This is a genomic window from Candidatus Stygibacter australis, from assembly GCA_030765845.1.
GTDB classification, from domain to species: domain Bacteria; phylum Cloacimonadota; class Cloacimonadia; order Cloacimonadales; family TCS61; genus Stygibacter; species Stygibacter australis.
This window is the reverse complement of sequence record JAVCDJ010000263.1, coordinates 1-18777: the sequence shown is the minus strand read 5'-3', so window position 1 is coordinate 18777 and position 18777 is coordinate 1. Positions and strand designations below refer to the sequence as shown.

Sequence of the window (18777 nt, the reverse complement as noted above, 5' to 3'; positions counted from 1 at the left end):
CCAAGCAGAAGTTTTGAACGGTACTCCAGACAAGACTTCTGGCGACAGTTACCACCCTCTGTTCGTTCATAACTCCTATTCCGAGTACGGTTCATCCCGATGTATCGGGACTGACTTAGTTAGGTGAGTAAAAATACATTTTACATTGTAGATGTTAATTAATTGTAGCAAACAACGATCACACAATAGGACATTACCCCGTATGGGGTTATTTATTTGTAGGAAATTAATGACCTAAACAAAATACCTATTTCTCTGCATGCGTCATTTAATCAGGATAAGCTTCAAACGACTGGTATCTCAATACCCTTGCTTAAAATTTCTCTCCAAAGAGGATTATACATATCCAGTTCACTCCTCAAATAAGGGTGAGGTTCAATTCTTGTATCTATTTTTCTTCTTAGTTTCATCAATTCAATCTGCATATCAATTTCATCAGCCATTTCATTGAAGATTATTGCTATATCAATATCGCTGTCTTCACTAAAAGTTCCTTTTGCATAAGACCCAAATAAATAAGCATTGTGAATCTTCATATTTTTCTTTATTAAATAGTTTATGTAATTTCTGGCTATTATCAAAGCATCATTTTTATCCATTTGATGAACTCCTCAATCTCATTGATCCATTTTTCGGTAAATTCTCTGGTGCATTTTTTATAAAAACGCAGTTTATAATCATCATATCTTGCTCTTATATTGAAAGTTGTAATCGTATCCAGCTTATCCATCTGATCATCTGTAAGCTTCAATTCAGCCTTTTCGGCAAGTCTTAATAAATCGTGTATATATGGAGGTTGATCACTCTTATTTATTACATAGTAAGCTTTTAATAATTTCTCAATTACAAGATGACCCATAAAGAGAGACCAATGATAATCCTTATTCTCATAGAGGTGCAGCATGGCATCATGATCTCGATCTCCTGCCTCTAACCAGTATTTTAAATATTTTCCGTTATCCATATTCTCTCCTGCAATTAGTGGATATCAAGTTCTCATAAAAGAACTGACATCATTTAATTAACTGTCAAGTTTAATATTTCACTTGTATCTTCACGAAATTTGGAAAATGGTCAAATCTCTTCATGCACCTTGCCAATTTGTGATTCAATAATAAATACTCCAGCAAGGTTCAACCGTGGCGGGGAAAAGGAGTGGGGTATCGGGTTCGTTTTTTCTACAATAAAATAAGCACTACGTGCTAAAAGAAGACATTTCCTCCCGATGTATCGGGACTGACTTAGTTCGGTGTGAAAATATCTAATTATACAACAGTTACATAAAAATATTCCCCATTTCTCCCCCAATCAATATTAGTCCGATTGTTTCATTTTGCCCATTTTCCACCCCGAAAATACACCTTTCAGCCTAAATTACTGAATAGTAATAATATAAGTACATTTTACCGCCCCAAATTACCCACTGTGCCCCGAGGGTGGGTTCCCTGTGGGTTACAAGTGTATCATTTTCTGTTTTCGCCTTTTTATGGCATCGCTAATGTTATTAGATAATATTATAACGTTACTACCGAAAAATAAGCTATTTTATTCGCAGGTATTCTCAAATATCCTTTTCGGAATTTAACAAAAAAGGATCAGGCATAACAACCTGATCCTTATCATTTATGATCTAATTAAATTATTTAAGCAAGAGCATCCGTCTGGTATCACAGATATTTCCATTAGCCTTTAGCTGATAGAAATATATTCCAGAAGCTACCGGACTGCCATTATTAGCGATTCCTTTCCAGGTGACCTGATTTTCTCCGGCAGGATAACCGCTCAAATCTTTAGAATATACCCTTTGTCCCTTCAGGTTATAAATAGATATTTCATTACTGTCACTTTGACTTGCCAGAGTGAACTTGATAGTAGTTTCAGGGTTAAAGGGATTGGGATAATTCTGCTGCAAAGATGATGGTACTGTGGTGATGATCTCTTCTGTATTATCATTAAGCCCACCATCATAATAAATATCATCCAGGGCAAATTCGCACTGAGCACCATTTACTTCCAGGATAACGAACTCATAGGTTAACATACGCAGATCAATGAATTGTCCCCGCAAATCATCGACTGGGATACTTGCCTGAGCCCATTCTCCGTTTCGAACGAGTCCATAGGTGGTTTGATAAGCTGGAAATTCCACATAAGACTGATTGCCCCAGGCATCAATAATGCCAATTTGAAAAGCGATGGAAGCAGGGATCTTGATCATGAACTTTAAATTTCCCTCTCCGAAATTAAAAAGATTTACGGGCTGAATTGACATAATCCCTGCCCCAAACCAGCCTATTCCGGTAGATGACCAGGAAATCCCATTCTCACCTTCATAAGGCAGGATTGTTCCCTCCGTCAAAGTTCCTTCCCAGACATATATCTCGGAACTGATTCCGGCTTCTAATTCATTATTTGTGGGAGTGTTATCTGTGAAAATACCAAATGTGCCACCCTCAAAATCTGGTGGTCCAATATGTACTTCTCCCATATCATTCCACTGATAAACCTTTATATAATCAAGATACATGTGCGCCGGGAAGGGCATGGAAACAGGAAGACCGCTGCCGGGATCACCAAGATTATAAGCATCAGTAAGCGCCCCGCCAATAGCAAGATTGGCTATCAGATAAAAAGGTTGCTGAAGCTCAGCAGAAACGCTGTCAATTACAAATGGCTCAGTATATAGATCATATTCGATTTCATCATCGATCACAGTAAATCTAAGGCTTTCTTCATCCCAGTAAGTACGGTAGGTCAGAAATCTATTAGTGAGCGATGGATCATAACTGTAATATGGACGGCAAAATTCATCCTCCGGATCCCAGGAGAGGCTTGCTGCTCCAGAGGGATTTCCCGGTGAAACGGCATCTTCAGAATAATAGATAGCATTTGCACTCACCATTTGATTGGCAGTTGAATTATTCTGTCCATTTCCGCCATTATGACTATCGTGCAGGTCTCTGAAGGATTGGGTATGCCCCATTTCCATAAGATCAATTTCACCGCGCAGGGGCCAGTTATAATTTGCTGTACCCAGCATCCAGATCGCTGGCCAGCCACCCACATCAAGGTCAGGGATGCTGACCCTTGTTTCTATCATACCATATTTAAGGGATAGAAACGACTTTGTGGTCACTTTTCCGGAAGTATAATTAAGCGGATTGCCCCATTGATCTACTATCCCAGGACCCGATTCCTGTCGGGCTGTGATATGGAGGGCATTATTACCCGGATCACCAGGGATTTCAGCTATTTCTACATTATCTCCATGGTAATATTCCAGTTCTCCATTACCCCAGCCCCAAGAACCGTTACCGGTTTCAATCAGCCAGTTATCCAGGTTATCAAAATTCTCTTCCCAGATAATATCGCCTATTTCAGCAGTTAACAGATTAACTGACATCGTGATGATCAGCAGAAATATTAGCTGAACTGCCCGTTTTCTCCCTAAATTCATTTTATACTTCCAGGGTAACTGATTAATTTCTTCTTGATACAGCCCCCGTTTCAATATCATACACATATCCCCATTCGCTCATTTCTGCCAGAGCTATAGCGGGATCATTATATAGTGGCAGCAGGTTCATATCCGAAGGATCATAGAGGTAATGTCCCACCAGTTCTCTGATCAGAACAGCATAATATGTTTCGTCATTAAGCCAATCTGCCTTCCACCAGGTAGCAGAATCAAAGAAGTGATCGAGAGCTGCATGATAAGCTTTTTTTGCCTGCTCTTTGGCATTCACGCTGCCACCAACAGTGTAAAGCTCATGTAGTGCCTGGGCGGTCATATATTGATGTTCACCATAGGGTATTCTTGCCAGAATAGTTGCCCATAGATAGAATTTTGCCTTTGGCGAAGGGCTGTTATCATTAAAATCCCAGACATTTATCATATTAATCCCAGCATCAGCATAGGGATTCTCGGGATCATTCAGGACATTAGTATCAGGATGTATGCCTTCGTTTTCGCCATATAAATTTAACTCATAATCAGTAGGAAGCTGCTCAAATTCTAAAATGGTGCCATTCTTGGGGTCGCAACCCATAAATAAGATGGTCAGCAGGCCGAGAAGAACAAATATTATTTTGATTTTCATAATTTACTCCTTAAAATTCAATGCTGTAATAAATACCAGCCTGGAATTCGTAATCATTATCTTCACCAATCCCTTCATTTGTCGGTGAATTCTCATCAAGAGTTCTAAAGATGGAATTGATACCAATTTTACTGGAAAGCACATCATCAAGTATATTATCGATCAGGATAGAATAATCAAGCTTGAATTGCTGGGGATAGGTGATATTGAATTGACGATACCAGTCATAGGGACCCCAGGCATCTTGTTTGGCATAACCCTCAAGATAATATTTCTTATTAAATATCATTTTGGCGTCCAGAGACAGGTATTCTGCTGCATCACCATCAGGATTACCAGTTGACTGCTGCTTTCCTCCCTCCAGATTAACTATCAATTTAAAATTAGGATTGGGGTTCATGACAAATCTGCCTTTTGCCAGCCAGACATCTTCTGCCGGCATTCCCACACCAAAGGAAGCATTTGTATTGCCTTCCTGGTAAAAGAACATATCAGCATCAGCATCTTTTTTATAACTGGTGACATTTCCACCTATGCTGAAAGCAAATCCGGCATCTTCTCTTTTATCAGCATCCCAGGCATAAAAATCACTGGCTGGAGTGGGATCATAAGTGATAAAGAATTCTCCGGAAACGGCTTCTCTATTATCCAGCACGGCAAATGGATCATCATCACGATTACGAGGGCTAATGCCCGGATAGAGCTGTGAGCCTTCAATGTAAGGATCTATTATTGGATTGGAATCAATCAGATTTTTTCTGTATAATCCCCGAGGTAACAGCCACACATTTCCTATCGGTATCAGCATGCCACCAACAAATTCCATTTTGTTACCCAATGTAGAATAAGGAATAGTGGTATCAAATTCCCTTAAAGGACTTCCTCCATCAGCTACCAGACCTGCATAATTTGCAGAGACATCTAATAGCCCAAATCCAGTATTATAAGTGATTTTGGCCCTTGCTCCCTGGGTATCCTTAAGGTCTATTTTATCCTGGTAAATATTTCCAGCTTCATAATAATCATATTCTTCATCCAGCTTTTCTGTACCTGCCATTAGGTAACCAAATTCCAATGTAGTCCTCGGAATAATAGTGGTCTTGATCGAAAGTGCTGTTTGACGTGTAGCCCGTTCAGTTGATTCTGTAGCGGTCGATGAAGCATCGGCACGCGAAAAATCTTCTGAATGGATAAAGGTAAAATCAAATCCTTTGATGCCAAAATCATATTTAGCTATAGCTTTAGGATTGGCTCCCCAGTACACCTCAGGTCCTGCCAAAACTGTGAGACCTTCAAGAGACTTCTTGCCCATATATTCTATTCCAAAAGGTGCTTTGGCATTCCAGATATCCATTCCATCCATATCAGTGGCTTCATAAAGCAGTCCGTAAATATCTCCCTTATATCCCCAATGATAACGAGGTACATGATAAAAAGCTCTCATATCAAAAGCATCCGTACTGTAAAGTACGTCAAAATTATAGATCTCCACTCTTTCAGGATCTGTAACTTCCTTGGAAGTTGTTACTTCCATCCCGGTTTCATCAATCTCTGTAGTTAAAGTCACATAGGAAAGCCCACGCTTTCCATAATATTGTTCAAGGGGTTTATTTACAACATTGCCCAGGATATTTAAAGCAAAGTTTCCTGAAATCTGATTTGTAGGCTGAAATTCAAATTCCAGATTGATCATTTCTCCATTAGAAAAAGCCACTCCATTTTTGCCATTATTTTCAACTTCCAGGGATTTTCCACTAAATGCCATTTCACCATTAAGGTTTCCCCCAGTCAGTCTAATAATGCTGCGTTTGGCAATTTGACTATTCAAAAGATTCACCCCACTGCCAATCTTATGGAGATTCATATCGATATTATCAATTTCAGCGTTCATCTCTGCTTTATCTACTTTAAAATTATCAATTGCCCAGATCTCGGAAAGCACATCATAAGCCATTCTTGGTTCTGCCTGGTAAACTCTATCATCATTAGGACCACCCAGACGGCAGATACCATACCATTCTTCATTCATATTATTTTTGCCCTGCACAAAATCAAAGGAATAACCACCATTACTCCAGGAGGCATGCTTGTCATGAACTGTCAGGTTTTCGGTTTGCTTATATTTCCACCACTCATCGCGCCATTCAAACACACAGCCACCCAGGGCATTGCCTTCTTCATTTTTGTCATAGCTCTTATTATAGATTTCCTGCCAGTTACCCTTGATTATATTAGCCTGACCTTCCTGATCTTCCTTAAATGTAACGGCATTAAAGGCATCAGAACCAAATTCTGTTAAAAGTATTGGTAAACCGAGTTCCTTATTAACTCTGCTCCACATATTAGTAAAACTTACTCCACGATAGGCATTAACGCCTAATATATCAAGGTCTGGACAGAATTCAACTATCAGATCAAGATACTGGATGTCACCATTTACAATCATGAATGGATGATTAGTATCCACTTCTTTACCAGCAGCAATTATCTCATTAAATAAGCTGTAAAGTGATTTTGCTTTTTCTTTATGACGCTCTCCAACCGGAAGGTTCTCGATTTCAAAGCTTGACCACTCCAGTCCATAATTACTCTCATTTCCCAGGGCATACATGATAACTCCGGGAGTATCCTTATACTTCTTCACCAGTTCCACAATGTCATGCTTCAAGGTCTGGCGGGTGAGTTTATCAGAATAATTTGTCTGAGCAGTCCATACCCCACCTACATTATAACCATATCTTCCCATAAGAGGGTTCACGATCGTCATGATGCCATGCTTATTATAAATATAGCTTACCCAGCGGGGAGGAATCAGCCCAAAACAACGTATTGTATTGATACCCGCTTCCTTCATTAAATTGCATTCATAATCAAGAATTTTCTCAATTTGCTCGTCGGTGTTTGCATATAAATTGTAGGCATAATTCTCATTGATTGGAGTATAACCCCAAACTACACCTTTTACGAAATAATCCTGTCCATCTACCAGAAGTTTCCAACCATTATCATCTTGATAGGTTGTCACTTTTTCAGGTGACTGGGCAAAAACGGTCGCTGTGAAAAACAAAATCTGGAGCACTGCCAGTAAGACAAGAATTCTCTTCTCCTGTACTGCTCTTACTAATTCATTCATAACTTTCCCCCATTCATTGTTGGCGTTTTTTATTTTTTATCTCTAATTCAGTTATCCTCTCAATGACTGCTATATAGCAATTACCAATGCCGGTTTTCTGTCAAGACTTTTTTTTGAAGATATAGGTTTTATATGCTCTATAATACCTTTAAGTACTATAAAAAGTATATGTTTATCTGTAAAAGGGATCTTATAGCAGAGCAACATGGCACATAGTGACATTTTAATGTGAGTACGTGCTTTGTTGCTATGGCTTGTATCCGGGTGAGGGGTATTTTTAGGGGTTTGGGGGACGGGGAAGGGGAATTTGGAAAGTATTATTTTTTAATTGTGGAGCAGGAATCTCTGAGGATGAGCTTTGCCGGGAGGATGATATGCTGGTAATCTATATCATGTCCATTAATAGCAGAGACCAGTAATTTAAGGGATTTTTGGGCAATATCTTCTACTGGAGCAGCATTTGTGGTGAGGGTGGGGAATACTCTGGAGGCGACCTCAATATCATCGAAACCCACAACACTTATGTCTTTAGGGATACTGAGCCCTAATTCCTGGATCACTTTCATTGCCCCAATAGCCATGGAGTCATTAGCGCATAAAATGGCAGTAGGTGGATTTTTTAATGATAAGAAGTACATGGCAGCTTTTTCACCTGATCCATAGGAATAATCTCCTTTATAAACCAGGGATTTGTCAACGTGCAGATTCTCATTATTTAAAGCACTTAGATAGCCATGAAGTCTTTCTTTGCAAATATCTGAATTCATCAAACCGGAGATAAAACCAATCCGCTCATGTCCCTGAGATGCCAGGTATTTTGTGGATTCAAAGACACTGTTGAAATTATCTATCGTTACTGAGGCGATGGATTTATCTGAAGCAATATTGTCCAGGAGGACAATTGGCATGAATTTTTTGAGTTCCTGGATTTTATATTCAATACGGGGGAAACAACAGATGATACTGCCATCAATTTTTTTCTGATCATTAATGGGATTCATCTCATCAGAATCTGAATAAATCATGATATTATAACCAGCCTTTTTTGCTGCTTTTTCAAGAGCTTTGAAAATAAGTGAATAATAGGGACTGGAAATTCCTTCATCGATCTTATCATCAAGGAAGAATCCGATATTTTTGGTTACCTTGGGGCTCATCTTACCATTACTTACAAATGTCCCCTTGGTGGTGGTTCTATGCAGAATACCTTCTTCCTGCAATTCCATAAGAGCTTTTCTCACTGTCATATAGGCAACACCAAATTCTTTCGCAAGAGCCCTTTCACCAGGCAATTTATCGACTATTTTACCGTCTTTGATATCATCTTTGATTTTATTTTTTACTTTAAGATATTTAGGAATATGCTCAGTCATTTTTCAATGCTCCTCTTTCCTTAGTAACGCTTTCTTTTTCACTAATAACATATAGCATGTAATGCCGTAGCAGAAATAATCTACCCCGTATTTGAAAACTGCTATACTGCAATCAGTCACAAAAATAATAATAGCTATAAATCCGTCAAGAAAACAATTATGAGGGGTGTAAGGCACAGGCAACAGAGCATAAAAATAGTGAAAAATAATAAAATACTTGACAGGGAAAACCCAGAAGGCAGAAATTGCTATATAGCAATCAAATGATTGTGTGATGGGAATAATGGGAAAAAAGAATAATGACAAGGGAGGTTTTTGGATGATAAATAAGATTTTCAGTTTAATTCTAATGGCAGCATTTTTTTTATTTATTTTAAGCAGTTGTGATCAGGTTACGGAGCCAGATACAATTATTGATGAAGTAGATAATGAGAATTATGAAATGGTCTGGTTTGATGAATTTGACCAGACAGGCAGTAGTCTTGACGCAACTAAATGGGGATATGACACAGGATATGGTGGAGACGGCTGGGGTAATGATGAGTGGCAGCTTTACACGGACTCTCCCGAAAACGTAAAAATAGAAGATGGCAATATGGTGATAACAGCAGCCTGGGATTCGGTAAATTATTCTGAACCAGGCAAACGTGATGGATCCGTAACTTCTGCAAGGGTAAACACAAAGGACAAATTTTCATTCAAATATGGTAAGGTGCAAGCTCGGGTCAAGCCACCCAGTGGAGCAGGGATGTGGCCTGCCTTCTGGATGCTTGGCGATAGTTTTGATTCAATAGGCTGGCCCCAGTGCGGTGAGATAGACATCATGGAGATGAGCCCCTTATACCATAATGATAATACAACCATGTTCACGCTTCATTGGTGGAATGACGAAGGACAATATCATGATTCTGATGGGGCAACACGAGAATTCAGCTATTCACTCACTGATGATTATCATATATTTGAGGTGGTGTGGGATGAACAGAGAGTGATCGGGAAGATAGATGATATTACCTATTTTGTTAAATTAATAGATCCAGGTTCAATGGATGAATTTATGAAGAAATTCTTCTTAATATTTAATGTAGCGGTTGGTGGCAATCTGGGTGGATCACCAGATGAGGCGACCCAGTGGAACCAGAATATGTATGTGGACTGGGTACGAGTATTTCAGGCTGAGGGTCCAGATATTGGTACTTATGGAATATTTACAGATGAAACCCCAGTGGATGCTGGTTTGGAAGTTGGTGTAAATGCTGAGATATATGTTTGGGAAAATACCCTTTCTGGAGGAACGATGCCTCCTTATGAGGGTGATAATGTGATATCATGGTCAACAACTGGAGTCGGCTGGTTTGGAGGTGGAATCAGTTCTACATTACCGGTAGATCTTTCAGGATTTGCCTACGGTAATATAAAATTCATGATCAAAATACCGGCAGATGTGACCTTTAAAATAGGAATAAATGATACAGATGGAATCGAGAATTATGTGACCTTCCCGGCAAATGAAACTGCCTTTGGTCTGGTTAGAGATGGTGAATGGGGACAGGCAACCATACCTGTAGAGGAAGTTAAGGGGAATGTAGATCTGGAGATACTGGCTTACGAATTTATCATTTTAGAACAAAATGGCACACAATGTGATTTTGGCCTTGATGATATTTACTGGGCTGGTGGCGGAACAGTTCCGAGCAGTGTTTCCTTTGATGCAGACAGCTATGCAATTGATGCTACTGGTGCAGTGATCACAGTGAATGATCTGGCTGCTGCGTTAAATACAGTTTCCGTAGATGTAGATAACGGGACAGAGACGATCAGTCTTGATGTTGTTCTTGATGCAGTGGGCATGGGAACAGGGACATTGAATTTTGGTACTACAGATGATGCTACAGACACAATCGCAATTAATCCCGGAGGCTCATTAACAGCTACATATACTGATGGTAATGGAATAATGAAAACTGACACGGCTGCAATTGAAAGCGGCTCAACTGGAGATGTTATTGGTATCTACACAGAATCTCATAACGATCAGATGCTGGTATATCAGCAGATCTGGAATAGTGCTGACTGGAGTGGTAATCCCACGGAACCAGATGAAGAAAGCACAGCAGTTGCTCCAGTGGACGGCACCTATGTACTATCAGCAGATTTTCAGACGGGCAGTATGGGCTGGGGTGGAATAGCTTTTGATTTTGGTAATTCCGGTCAGGATATTTCTGCTTATAATACCTTGATAATAAATATCAATAAATCAGCTATGCCAACTTTGGATAAGCTGGGCATTAAATTTGAAGATACCTCAACAGGACAAACAGAGATCAATATTACTTATTATACCCCTATCGTAACAGGAGACTGGATGAGATATGAAATCCCGTTAAGTGATTTTAGTACACCAGATCTCACTGATATCAAATATTTAGGTTTATGGAATCCCCAGGACAGCAGCAATAATCTGCTTACTGGAATGCTCTATTTTGATGATATCTATTTAGAAGAATAATAAAGAAGGTAAAATATGATAAAAGAAAAAGTTGAATCAACAAATAGCAGACATGTAGTTCCATTCGGACAGAAAGTTGCTTTTGGCATTGGTATGTTAGCCAATCAAATGTTTCCTGCGGTCCTGGGAATATTTATGGTTGTCTTGGTCCAGGATTTGGGTTTCCCGGGTTGGATGTGGGGAATGTTATTTTTCCTGCCAAGAGTATTTGACGCTATTACGGATCCCATCATGGGTTATATTTCGGATAACACTAAATCGAAATGGGGCAGACGAAGACAGTACATCTTCATTGGTTCGATCATCATGGGAATTGCGTTTATTGTTATGTGGCAATTATATCGTGTGAATGGAGTCGAGTACAACTTTATTTATTTCCTTCTCTTTTCGTTTGTCTTCTATCTAGGTCTTACCATTTTTAGTGTGCCTTACGTTGCAATGGGCTATGAAATGAGCAATGATTTTCACGAACGTACAAGCATTATGGCCGTAGCCCAATGGATCGGGCAGTGGGCCTGGGTTATTGCTCCCTGGTTTTGGGTCATCATGTACAACAAGGGCTGGTTTCCATCGGCGGATATAGCTACAAGGACACTTGCGATATGGGTGGGGATCATCTGTATGTTGCTTGCTATGGTTCCAGCAATATTCCTAAAAAGTAAATCGACAGTCGGAGAAAACTACTCCCCCCTTAATCTAAATGCAATCGGGAGCAGTTTATTAGAAATCTTTTCAAACTTTAAGGAAGCGTTTAGGATCCCTCAGTTTGTAAAATTATGTGTCTCCACATTTTTTATTTTTAATGCATTTAACACCATTGCGGCGTTTTCATTTTTTATTATAGTTTGGCATTTATTTAGTGGAAATGCAGAGGCTGCTGGTATTTGGCCTACACTTTTTGGCAGCCTGGCTTCATTGGTAACTACCTTTTTAGTGATTCCTACTGTTGCTCGCATGTCTAAGTTACTTGGAAAAAAGAAAGCATTTATTCTCTCACAAAGCATCTCAATCTTCGGCTATTTCTTGTTGTGGTTTCTCTTTGTTCCGGGAAAACCTTACATGTTTATCTTTGCGCTACCTTTCTTTTCCTTTGGGATTGGGAGTTTATTTACCTTGATGATGTCAATGACTGCAGATGTGATGGATCTGGATGAGTTAAATTCAGGAAAACGTCGCGAGGGGGTATTTGGTGCTATTTATTGGTGGATGGTCAAGTTTGGCTTCGCTATCGCAGGATTATTAACTGGTATTATTATGTCAGTAGTAGGATTCGATGCCAGTGCTGCTACGCAAACTGAGGGCGCGATAACAGGATTGAGAATTTTTTATTCCGGATTTCCAATACTGGGTACGACTATCGCTATTTTACTGATGCGTAATTATGATTTAACTGAAAAACGTGCAAATGAAGTTCGTGTTGAACTGGAAAAACGTCATGCTCAAAAAATTGAAGATGAAAAGCTTAATTTAGAAAAATCTTAGGATATTATGATGCGAAAGAATATATTTAAAACACTAGTTTTCATTATTCTTTTAATATTATTTTTCGGTTGTGGAGCCAATAAAAGTAATAAACTTGGCTCCACGTCCGAAATTCTGCTCACTTCAGCAGAAGGTGATAAATTGAATGAAATGGAAAATGTCACATTCAAAGCTGGAAAGGCTGAAGGAATAGTAATCAGCATTTATCCTGACAGCATAAAACAGACGATTGACGGTATCGGAACCTCGTTTACAGAATCATCAGCCTTCGTTTTGGCTCATTTGGAAAAAGAGCGCAGGCGAGAAGTGATGGAAAAGATATTTGGTGAGAAGGGAGCTGATTTTACTTTGACAAGAACGCATATTGGTGCCTGTGATTTTACAGTGAAAGGCAAGTATTCCTATGCGGCTAAAGCAGATGCAGAACTGGAAAACTTCAATATATCTGAGGACACTAAAGGATTTAAGCAGGTAGAATATCCTGGTATCAAGGATGAATCCTATGATCTTTTGCCTATGATCAAAGAGGCATTAGCAATTAAGCAGGCTCAACAGGATGGAGAACTGAGAATTGTTTCTTCTGCCTGGACAGCACCATACTGGATGAAAGATATTGAGCAGTGGTATATCCCTGGAGCTCCTGAGAATAACTGGCAAGGTACGGGAGGATCTCTAAAAAAAGAATATATCTCCACTTATGCAGATTACCTGGTGAAATACCTGAATGTATATAAGGCTGAAGGTGTGGATATCTGGGGTCTAACGCCAGTGAATGAGCCGCATGGCAATAACGGGCAATGGGAAAGCATGAATTTTACACCAGAATCACAGAATGAATTTATCAAAAACTTTCTGGGACCTAAATTGCAGACTGCTGGCTATGATAATACAAAGCTATTCATATTCGACCAGAATAGAGATGGACTTGAGGAATGGGCAAATGTGATCTTTGCTGATCAGGAGACTTCACAATATGTGGATGGAGCAGCAGTTCACTGGTATGAAAGCACTAATAAAGTCTATGAAGATGTGTTTGACAGGGTTCATGCCCAATATCCTGATCAATCGATCATCCATACGGAAGGTTGCATTGATGACCTGGGAAAAGATGCTCCTGGAGGAGTTACTGATCCTGAGGGTTACACTGAGAGCAACTGGTTTGATAATGATGATTTCTGGTGGAGTAAAAGTGCTACTGACTGGGCATATTCAGTAACCTGGCAGGGTGTGAAGGTGGAAGATCATCCTATGTATGTGCCGGTTCATCGTTATGCCCGTAATATAATCGTCAGCCTTGATCACTGGGCTAATGGCTGGATAGACTGGAATGTGGTTCTGGATAAGGATGGTGGACCAAATCATGTTGGCAATTTCTGTGGAGCTCCTATCATGATAGATACTGCTGCACAGAATGTTTATTATACTCCAATATTTTATGTATTAGCTCAATTCAGCAAAACTATTCGTCCTGGTGACATTGCAGTAAAAACCCAAAAGCAGCTTGTGGATCTTGGAAATGATGATCTGCATACCTGTGCTACCCTTAATTCAGATAATGTGTTAAGCATTCAGGTATTGAATACAGCCGATAATAAGATCAATTATAAGTTGCAGATCGGAGAGCAATTTGCTGAAATAGAAATTCTGGCAAATGCAGTTCAAACAGTGAGAGTTCAATTATGAAAAAAAGAATAATCCTATCAGTATTAATATTTATCATCATGAGTCCGTTAGTATCTCAAATTGATGATAATAATCAGCCGGTACTATCAATATCATCAATCCGTGAAAGGTTGGAAAATGAAGTAGTAATCGAAAAATTAGTTCCTTTTGCTGAAAGAGCTTTTAAACCCTATCTGGAAAATCAATGGATCGGGAAGGCAGTTTCTTATGGCTGCTATAGAAAGGGACAGGCTCCAGGAGCAAAAGGACCATCAAGTGAAGAGATATTTAAGGACTTAACTATAATATCGCAATACTGGAATTTGATCAGAGTATATAATGCTGATGATGATACTGAACGAATTTTGCAGGTGATCAAGGAAAAAGAACTTCATATAAGAGTGATACTTGGAATCTGGCTGGTGAATGAAGATAATGATCCAGCAGCAAAGAAAGCTAATATCACAAATACACTCCGCTGTCTTGAGCTTGCTGATAAATATCCACATATTATTGCTGCTGTAAATGCAGGTAATGAAACGCAGGTATTCTGGTCTGGTCATAAAATGGACAGTAATGATCTGATCAGATATATCAGGGTACTGAGGCTCTACACCAAAATTCCAGTAACAACAGCAGATGACTATAATTTTTGGAATAAAGAAGAGAGCAAAACTATCGCAGATGAAATTGATTTTATTATAACTCATATCTATCCACTCTGGAACGGTAAAACCCTCGATGAATCTATCCCCTGGCTGGATAAGACTTATAATGAAATAAGTGCTTTCCATAAGAGCAAACAAGTGGTTTTGGGAGAGATTGGCTGGGCGACTATTTATAATCCAGATAAAAAGGGACCTGGAGAACAGGGTTCTTTGATCAAGGGAGCAGTAAGTTTGCAGGCTCAGGAGAAATTTCTGATCCAACTTGATGAATGGATTATGAAGAATCATGTAACTACATTTTTATTCGAAGCTTTTGATGAACCCTGGAAAGGTGGCGGTGAAGCATCAGGAGCAACTGAAATAGAGAAGAACTGGGGAGTTTTTTATGAAGACCGCACTCCCAAAGTATCATTTATAAATTATCTAAAGCATAAAGCTAAAACCAATAAACAATTCCTTAAGGAGGAAAAATGAAAAACAAAACAGCGTTATTTATGATCATTGTTTTCGTCATGGCGATGAATGCTGTAATTTATGCCCAGAATGCACCAGTAGATTTTGAAGTTGGTGGTTATGGAGCAGATTGGACATGGACAGCATTTGAAAATGCCAGTAATCCCCCCATTGAAATAATTGCTAATCCTGATGTCTCAGGTATCAATACTTCAGCTACAGTGGGTCAATTTACCGCTTTACAGGCAGGACAGCCCTGGGCTGGATGTGAAACCCTCGATATTGGCGAATTTATTATCGATGAGAATAATAGCACAATCAGTATTATGGTTCACAAAGATGTGGTAAGTGATGTACGGCTTAAACTTGAAGGACCGGGTGCCCCGGCAGAGATCAATTCTACTAATACTATAACCGGAGAATGGGAAGAGATAATTTACGATTTTTCCGGTGCAATCGGAAATACTTATAATAAATTTGTATTTTTCCCGGATTTTGATATGGCTGGAAGATTACAGGATAATATTATCTATTATGATAATATAACTTTTAGCGAACAGATAGCAGGTGCTGAACCACAAGTAGCTGCCCCAGCTCCAACCGCAGAACCTGGAGATGTTATTTCCGTTTTCAGCGATTCTTATGATGACCTTGCTGGAACAGATTTTAATCCTCCCTGGGGGCAGTCAACTATAGTATCTACACAAGAAATTGGTGGAAACGCAACCCTGAAATATGCTAATTTCAATTATCAGGGTACACAGTTTAGTGCAGCTCAGGATTTGTCTTTGATGGAATTTGTCCATATAGATCTGTGGACAGCTGATGCTACCGTAGTTATGTTTACTCCAATCAGTGCCCCTCCTGGTGAATTTTTATTACCACTTGCTCCTCTGGAACAAGAAACCTGGAACAGTATAGATATTCCTTTAGCTAATTTTATAAACGTTCCAATGGCAAGTATCTTTCAATTGAAATTTGATGGACAGCAGGGTGTGACACCTTCTAATATTTATCTTGATAATATCTATTTTTATAAATTACCTGAAGGAGTAGAAACTGATGCTACATTGATTGACTTGCAGATTGATGGTGAAACTGTAGCAGGATTTGATCCGTTAACCCTTAATTATAATATTGAACTGCCTACAGGAACAGTTATAGTTCCCGTAGTTACTGCCGAAACTAATAATCCAGAAGCCACTTATGTGATCAATGAAGCTGCAATGCTGCCTGGAACTACAGAAGTTGTTGTTACTTCTGCTAATGAGATGAATGTTATTACCTATAATGTTAATTTCTTCTTCCCGACTCCGGCTCCCCAGACAGCAGCTCCAGACCCAACCCAGTCAGCAAATGATGTGATTTCCATTTACAGTGATTCTTATGATGATCTGGTTGGAACTGATTTCAATCCGAATTGGGGACAGAGCACAGTTGTTACCTTTGAAGAAATTGATGGTAATATGATGCTGATGTATGATAATTTCAATTATCAGGGTACAGGTTTTGCTGGTGCTCAGGACTTTTCAGGAATGGATTATCTGCATATCGATATGTGGACACCAGACGCAACTGTAGTAATGTTTACTCCAATCAGTGCTTCTACAGGTGAGAATCTACTTCCACTGGAACCGATTATGACAGCAACCTGGAACAGCTATGATATCCCTCTGGTAAATTTCACAGGTCTCTCCATGGCAGATATTATTCAATTCAAATTTGACGGACAACAGGGAGTTAATCCATCCACTATATACCTTGATAACATCTATTTTTACTCAGCATTTGTACCTGGTGGAGATGCCACATTGAGCGACCTTCAGGTTGATGGAATTACTGTGGATGGCTTTATGCCAGAAACCATGGACTACTGGGTAGAATTACCTGCTGGTACTATGGAAGTTCCTGTGGTTACAGCTACAACAACAGACCCCTTAGCCAGTTATGTTATCAATGATGCAGAAATGCTTCCAGGTAACACAGAAGTGATAGTAACTGCCGAAGATGGAACTACCACCTTAACTTATAATGTTAATTTCACTGTAGCTGATGCAGTTCCTGAAATTGCTGCACCAACACCGGAAATTGATGCTGAACACGTGATCTCGCTTTACAGTAATGCTTATGAAAATGTTGCAGTAGATACCTGGTCAGCAGGATGGGATCAGGCAGACCTGGAAGACATCCAGATTGCCGGTAATGATACCAAGCTGTACACTAATCTAGCATTTGCTGGAATCGAATTTACTTCTCAAACTATTGACGCTTCTGGAATGACCAATTTCCATATGGATATTTGGACTCCAGATGACACATCTGCACCTTCAGTATTTAGAGTTAAACTGGTTGATTTTGGTGCTGATGGCGTCTGGGGCGGAGATGATGTGGAACATGAACTCACTTTTGATGAAACCGTTATGGAATCAGAAATGTGGGTCAGCCTGGATATTCCTTTATCAGAATTCACAGGACTGGTTACTACCGGACATTTGGCTCAACTGATAATTTCAGGAGATCCCAATACAATCTATATGGACAATGTATATTTCTATGATGAAGGTCCTTACTGGATTTATGGTGATGTAACAGGGGACTGGAGTGTGGACGCGTTTGACGCTGCTAATATGCTGCAATACGCTGTTCAGCTTGATCCAATCGGAGCTCCTTTACCATGGACATGGCAACTTATCGCTGGTGATGTTGATGGAAATGAAGCAGTAGAAGCTTATGATGCAGCTCTTGTTCTGCAATACAGTGTCGATATGATAGAAGTATTTCCTGTGGAAGAAAGAGAAATTGATTCACCACAGGGAAGTGTTGATATAGAAATAGATAATAATGAGATAATAATTAAAGCGGCTGGTGAATTATACAGTTTGCAAATGACATCGGAAGGCAGTGCTATAGAATTTGGTACTCCTGTTATCAAAGAAGGCATTCTGAATGCAGTTAATCCAGAAGTTTTCTCAATTGCCTTAGCCAGTGCTGAAGAATTGACCGGTGAAATTTTACGTATTCCTTATAAAACTGTCGCAAAGAGCAGTAATATGGAATTAATACTTAGCATCAATGGCATAACAAAAAGATATGAATTTTCACCAGAAGGAAATTCAGAAAATACCAGAGAACTGAATGCCCCAATTGATTTTGAAGAAGGTGGATATGGCGCAGACTGGACCTGGACAGTATTTGAAAACGAAACTAATCCCCCCTTGGAGATTTTAGCTAATCCAGATGCTTCGGGGATCAACACATCAGCAACAGTTGCCAAATTTACGGCTCTGCAGGCAGGACAGCCCTGGGCTGGATGCGAATCTCAGCATGGTTCTGATATCGGCGAGTTTTCTTTCGATGAAACAAATAGCACCGTGAAAGTGATGGTTTGGAAACCTGT

The 18777-nt window shown here is 39.5% G+C and carries 11 protein-coding genes; 5 read left to right on the top strand and 6 right to left on the bottom strand.

The genetic code is table 11. The features are described from left to right. Nucleotides 1-284: 284 nt before the first annotated feature. The 6 genes from RAO94_13135 to RAO94_13110 all read right to left on the bottom strand — a co-directional run bounded on the left by RAO94_13135 (nt 285) and on the right by RAO94_13110 (nt 8606). Complete coding sequence (locus tag RAO94_13135; protein MDP8323286.1) at nt 285-599, bottom strand: nucleotidyltransferase domain-containing protein; 315 nt, start codon at nt 597-599, stop codon at nt 285-287. Beyond that, a complete protein-coding gene (locus RAO94_13130; protein MDP8323285.1) occupies nt 578-964 on the bottom strand; it encodes a HEPN domain-containing protein in 387 nt (128 codons plus the stop codon). The genes RAO94_13135 and RAO94_13130 overlap by 22 nt, the downstream gene beginning before the upstream one ends. A gap of 675 nt (nt 965-1639) precedes the next feature. Continuing rightward, nucleotides 1640-3457: a FlgD immunoglobulin-like domain containing protein gene (locus tag RAO94_13125; protein ID MDP8323284.1), complete on the bottom strand. Its 1818-nt coding sequence runs from the start codon at nt 3455-3457 to the stop codon at nt 1640-1642. Nucleotides 3458-3479: 22 nt separating this feature from the next. Continuing rightward, nucleotides 3480-4100 (bottom strand): hypothetical protein, encoded by a 621-nt coding sequence (locus RAO94_13120; protein MDP8323283.1) that lies wholly within the window; start codon nt 4098-4100, stop codon nt 3480-3482. Between the two features lie 10 nt (nt 4101-4110). Beyond that, a complete protein-coding gene (locus tag RAO94_13115; GenBank protein ID MDP8323282.1) occupies nt 4111-7233 on the bottom strand; it encodes a glycoside hydrolase family 2 TIM barrel-domain containing protein in 3123 nt (1040 codons plus the stop codon). 317 nt (nt 7234-7550) lie between these two features. Beyond that, nucleotides 7551-8606, bottom strand: coding sequence for a GntR family transcriptional regulator (locus RAO94_13110; protein MDP8323281.1), 1056 nt, complete (start codon nt 8604-8606; stop codon nt 7551-7553). A 319-nt stretch (nt 8607-8925) separates the two neighbouring features. Here RAO94_13110 and RAO94_13105 point away from each other — a divergent pair, with 319 nt between their 5' ends. The 5 genes from RAO94_13105 to RAO94_13085 form a co-directional block, all read left to right on the top strand. Then, on the top strand, nt 8926-11115 hold the full coding sequence (locus tag RAO94_13105; protein MDP8323280.1) for a glycoside hydrolase family 16 protein: 2190 nt from the start codon (nt 8926-8928) through the stop codon (nt 11113-11115). Between the two features lie 15 nt (nt 11116-11130). Next, on the top strand, nt 11131-12597 hold the full coding sequence (locus RAO94_13100) for an MFS transporter (GenBank protein ID MDP8323279.1): 1467 nt from the start codon (nt 11131-11133) through the stop codon (nt 12595-12597). 6 nt (nt 12598-12603) lie between these two features. Further along, a complete protein-coding gene (locus RAO94_13095) occupies nt 12604-14280 on the top strand; it encodes a glycoside hydrolase family 30 beta sandwich domain-containing protein (GenBank protein MDP8323278.1) in 1677 nt (558 codons plus the stop codon). Then, complete coding sequence (locus RAO94_13090) at nt 14277-15401, top strand: hypothetical protein (GenBank protein MDP8323277.1); 1125 nt, start codon at nt 14277-14279, stop codon at nt 15399-15401. Before RAO94_13095 ends, RAO94_13090 begins: the two co-directional genes overlap by 4 nt. Beyond that, on the top strand, nt 15398-18777 hold a 3380-nt coding region (locus tag RAO94_13085; GenBank protein ID MDP8323276.1), incomplete at its 3' end, for a hypothetical protein. The genes RAO94_13090 and RAO94_13085, both read left to right, overlap by 4 nt.

What these genes read in the sequence shown, in the direction of transcription:
- RAO94_13135 (MDP8323286.1), bottom strand. Translation starts at nt 599, where the DNA reads ATGGATAAAAATGATGCTTTGATAATAGCCAGAAATTACATAAACTAT.
- RAO94_13130 (MDP8323285.1), bottom strand. Translation starts at nt 964, where the DNA reads ATGGATAACGGAAAATATTTAAAATACTGGTTAGAGGCAGGAGATCGA.
- RAO94_13125 (MDP8323284.1), bottom strand. Translation starts at nt 3,457, where the DNA reads ATGAATTTAGGGAGAAAACGGGCAGTTCAGCTAATATTTCTGCTGATC.
- RAO94_13120 (MDP8323283.1), bottom strand. Translation starts at nt 4,100, where the DNA reads ATGAAAATCAAAATAATATTTGTTCTTCTCGGCCTGCTGACCATCTTA.
- RAO94_13115 (MDP8323282.1), bottom strand. Translation starts at nt 7,233, where the DNA reads ATGAATGAATTAGTAAGAGCAGTACAGGAGAAGAGAATTCTTGTCTTA.
- RAO94_13110 (MDP8323281.1), bottom strand. Translation starts at nt 8,606, where the DNA reads ATGACTGAGCATATTCCTAAATATCTTAAAGTAAAAAATAAAATCAAA.
- RAO94_13105 (MDP8323280.1), top strand. Translation starts at nt 8,926, where the DNA reads ATGATAAATAAGATTTTCAGTTTAATTCTAATGGCAGCATTTTTTTTA.
- RAO94_13100 (MDP8323279.1), top strand. Translation starts at nt 11,131, where the DNA reads ATGATAAAAGAAAAAGTTGAATCAACAAATAGCAGACATGTAGTTCCA.
- RAO94_13095 (MDP8323278.1), top strand. Translation starts at nt 12,604, where the DNA reads ATGATGCGAAAGAATATATTTAAAACACTAGTTTTCATTATTCTTTTA.
- RAO94_13090 (MDP8323277.1), top strand. Translation starts at nt 14,277, where the DNA reads ATGAAAAAAAGAATAATCCTATCAGTATTAATATTTATCATCATGAGT.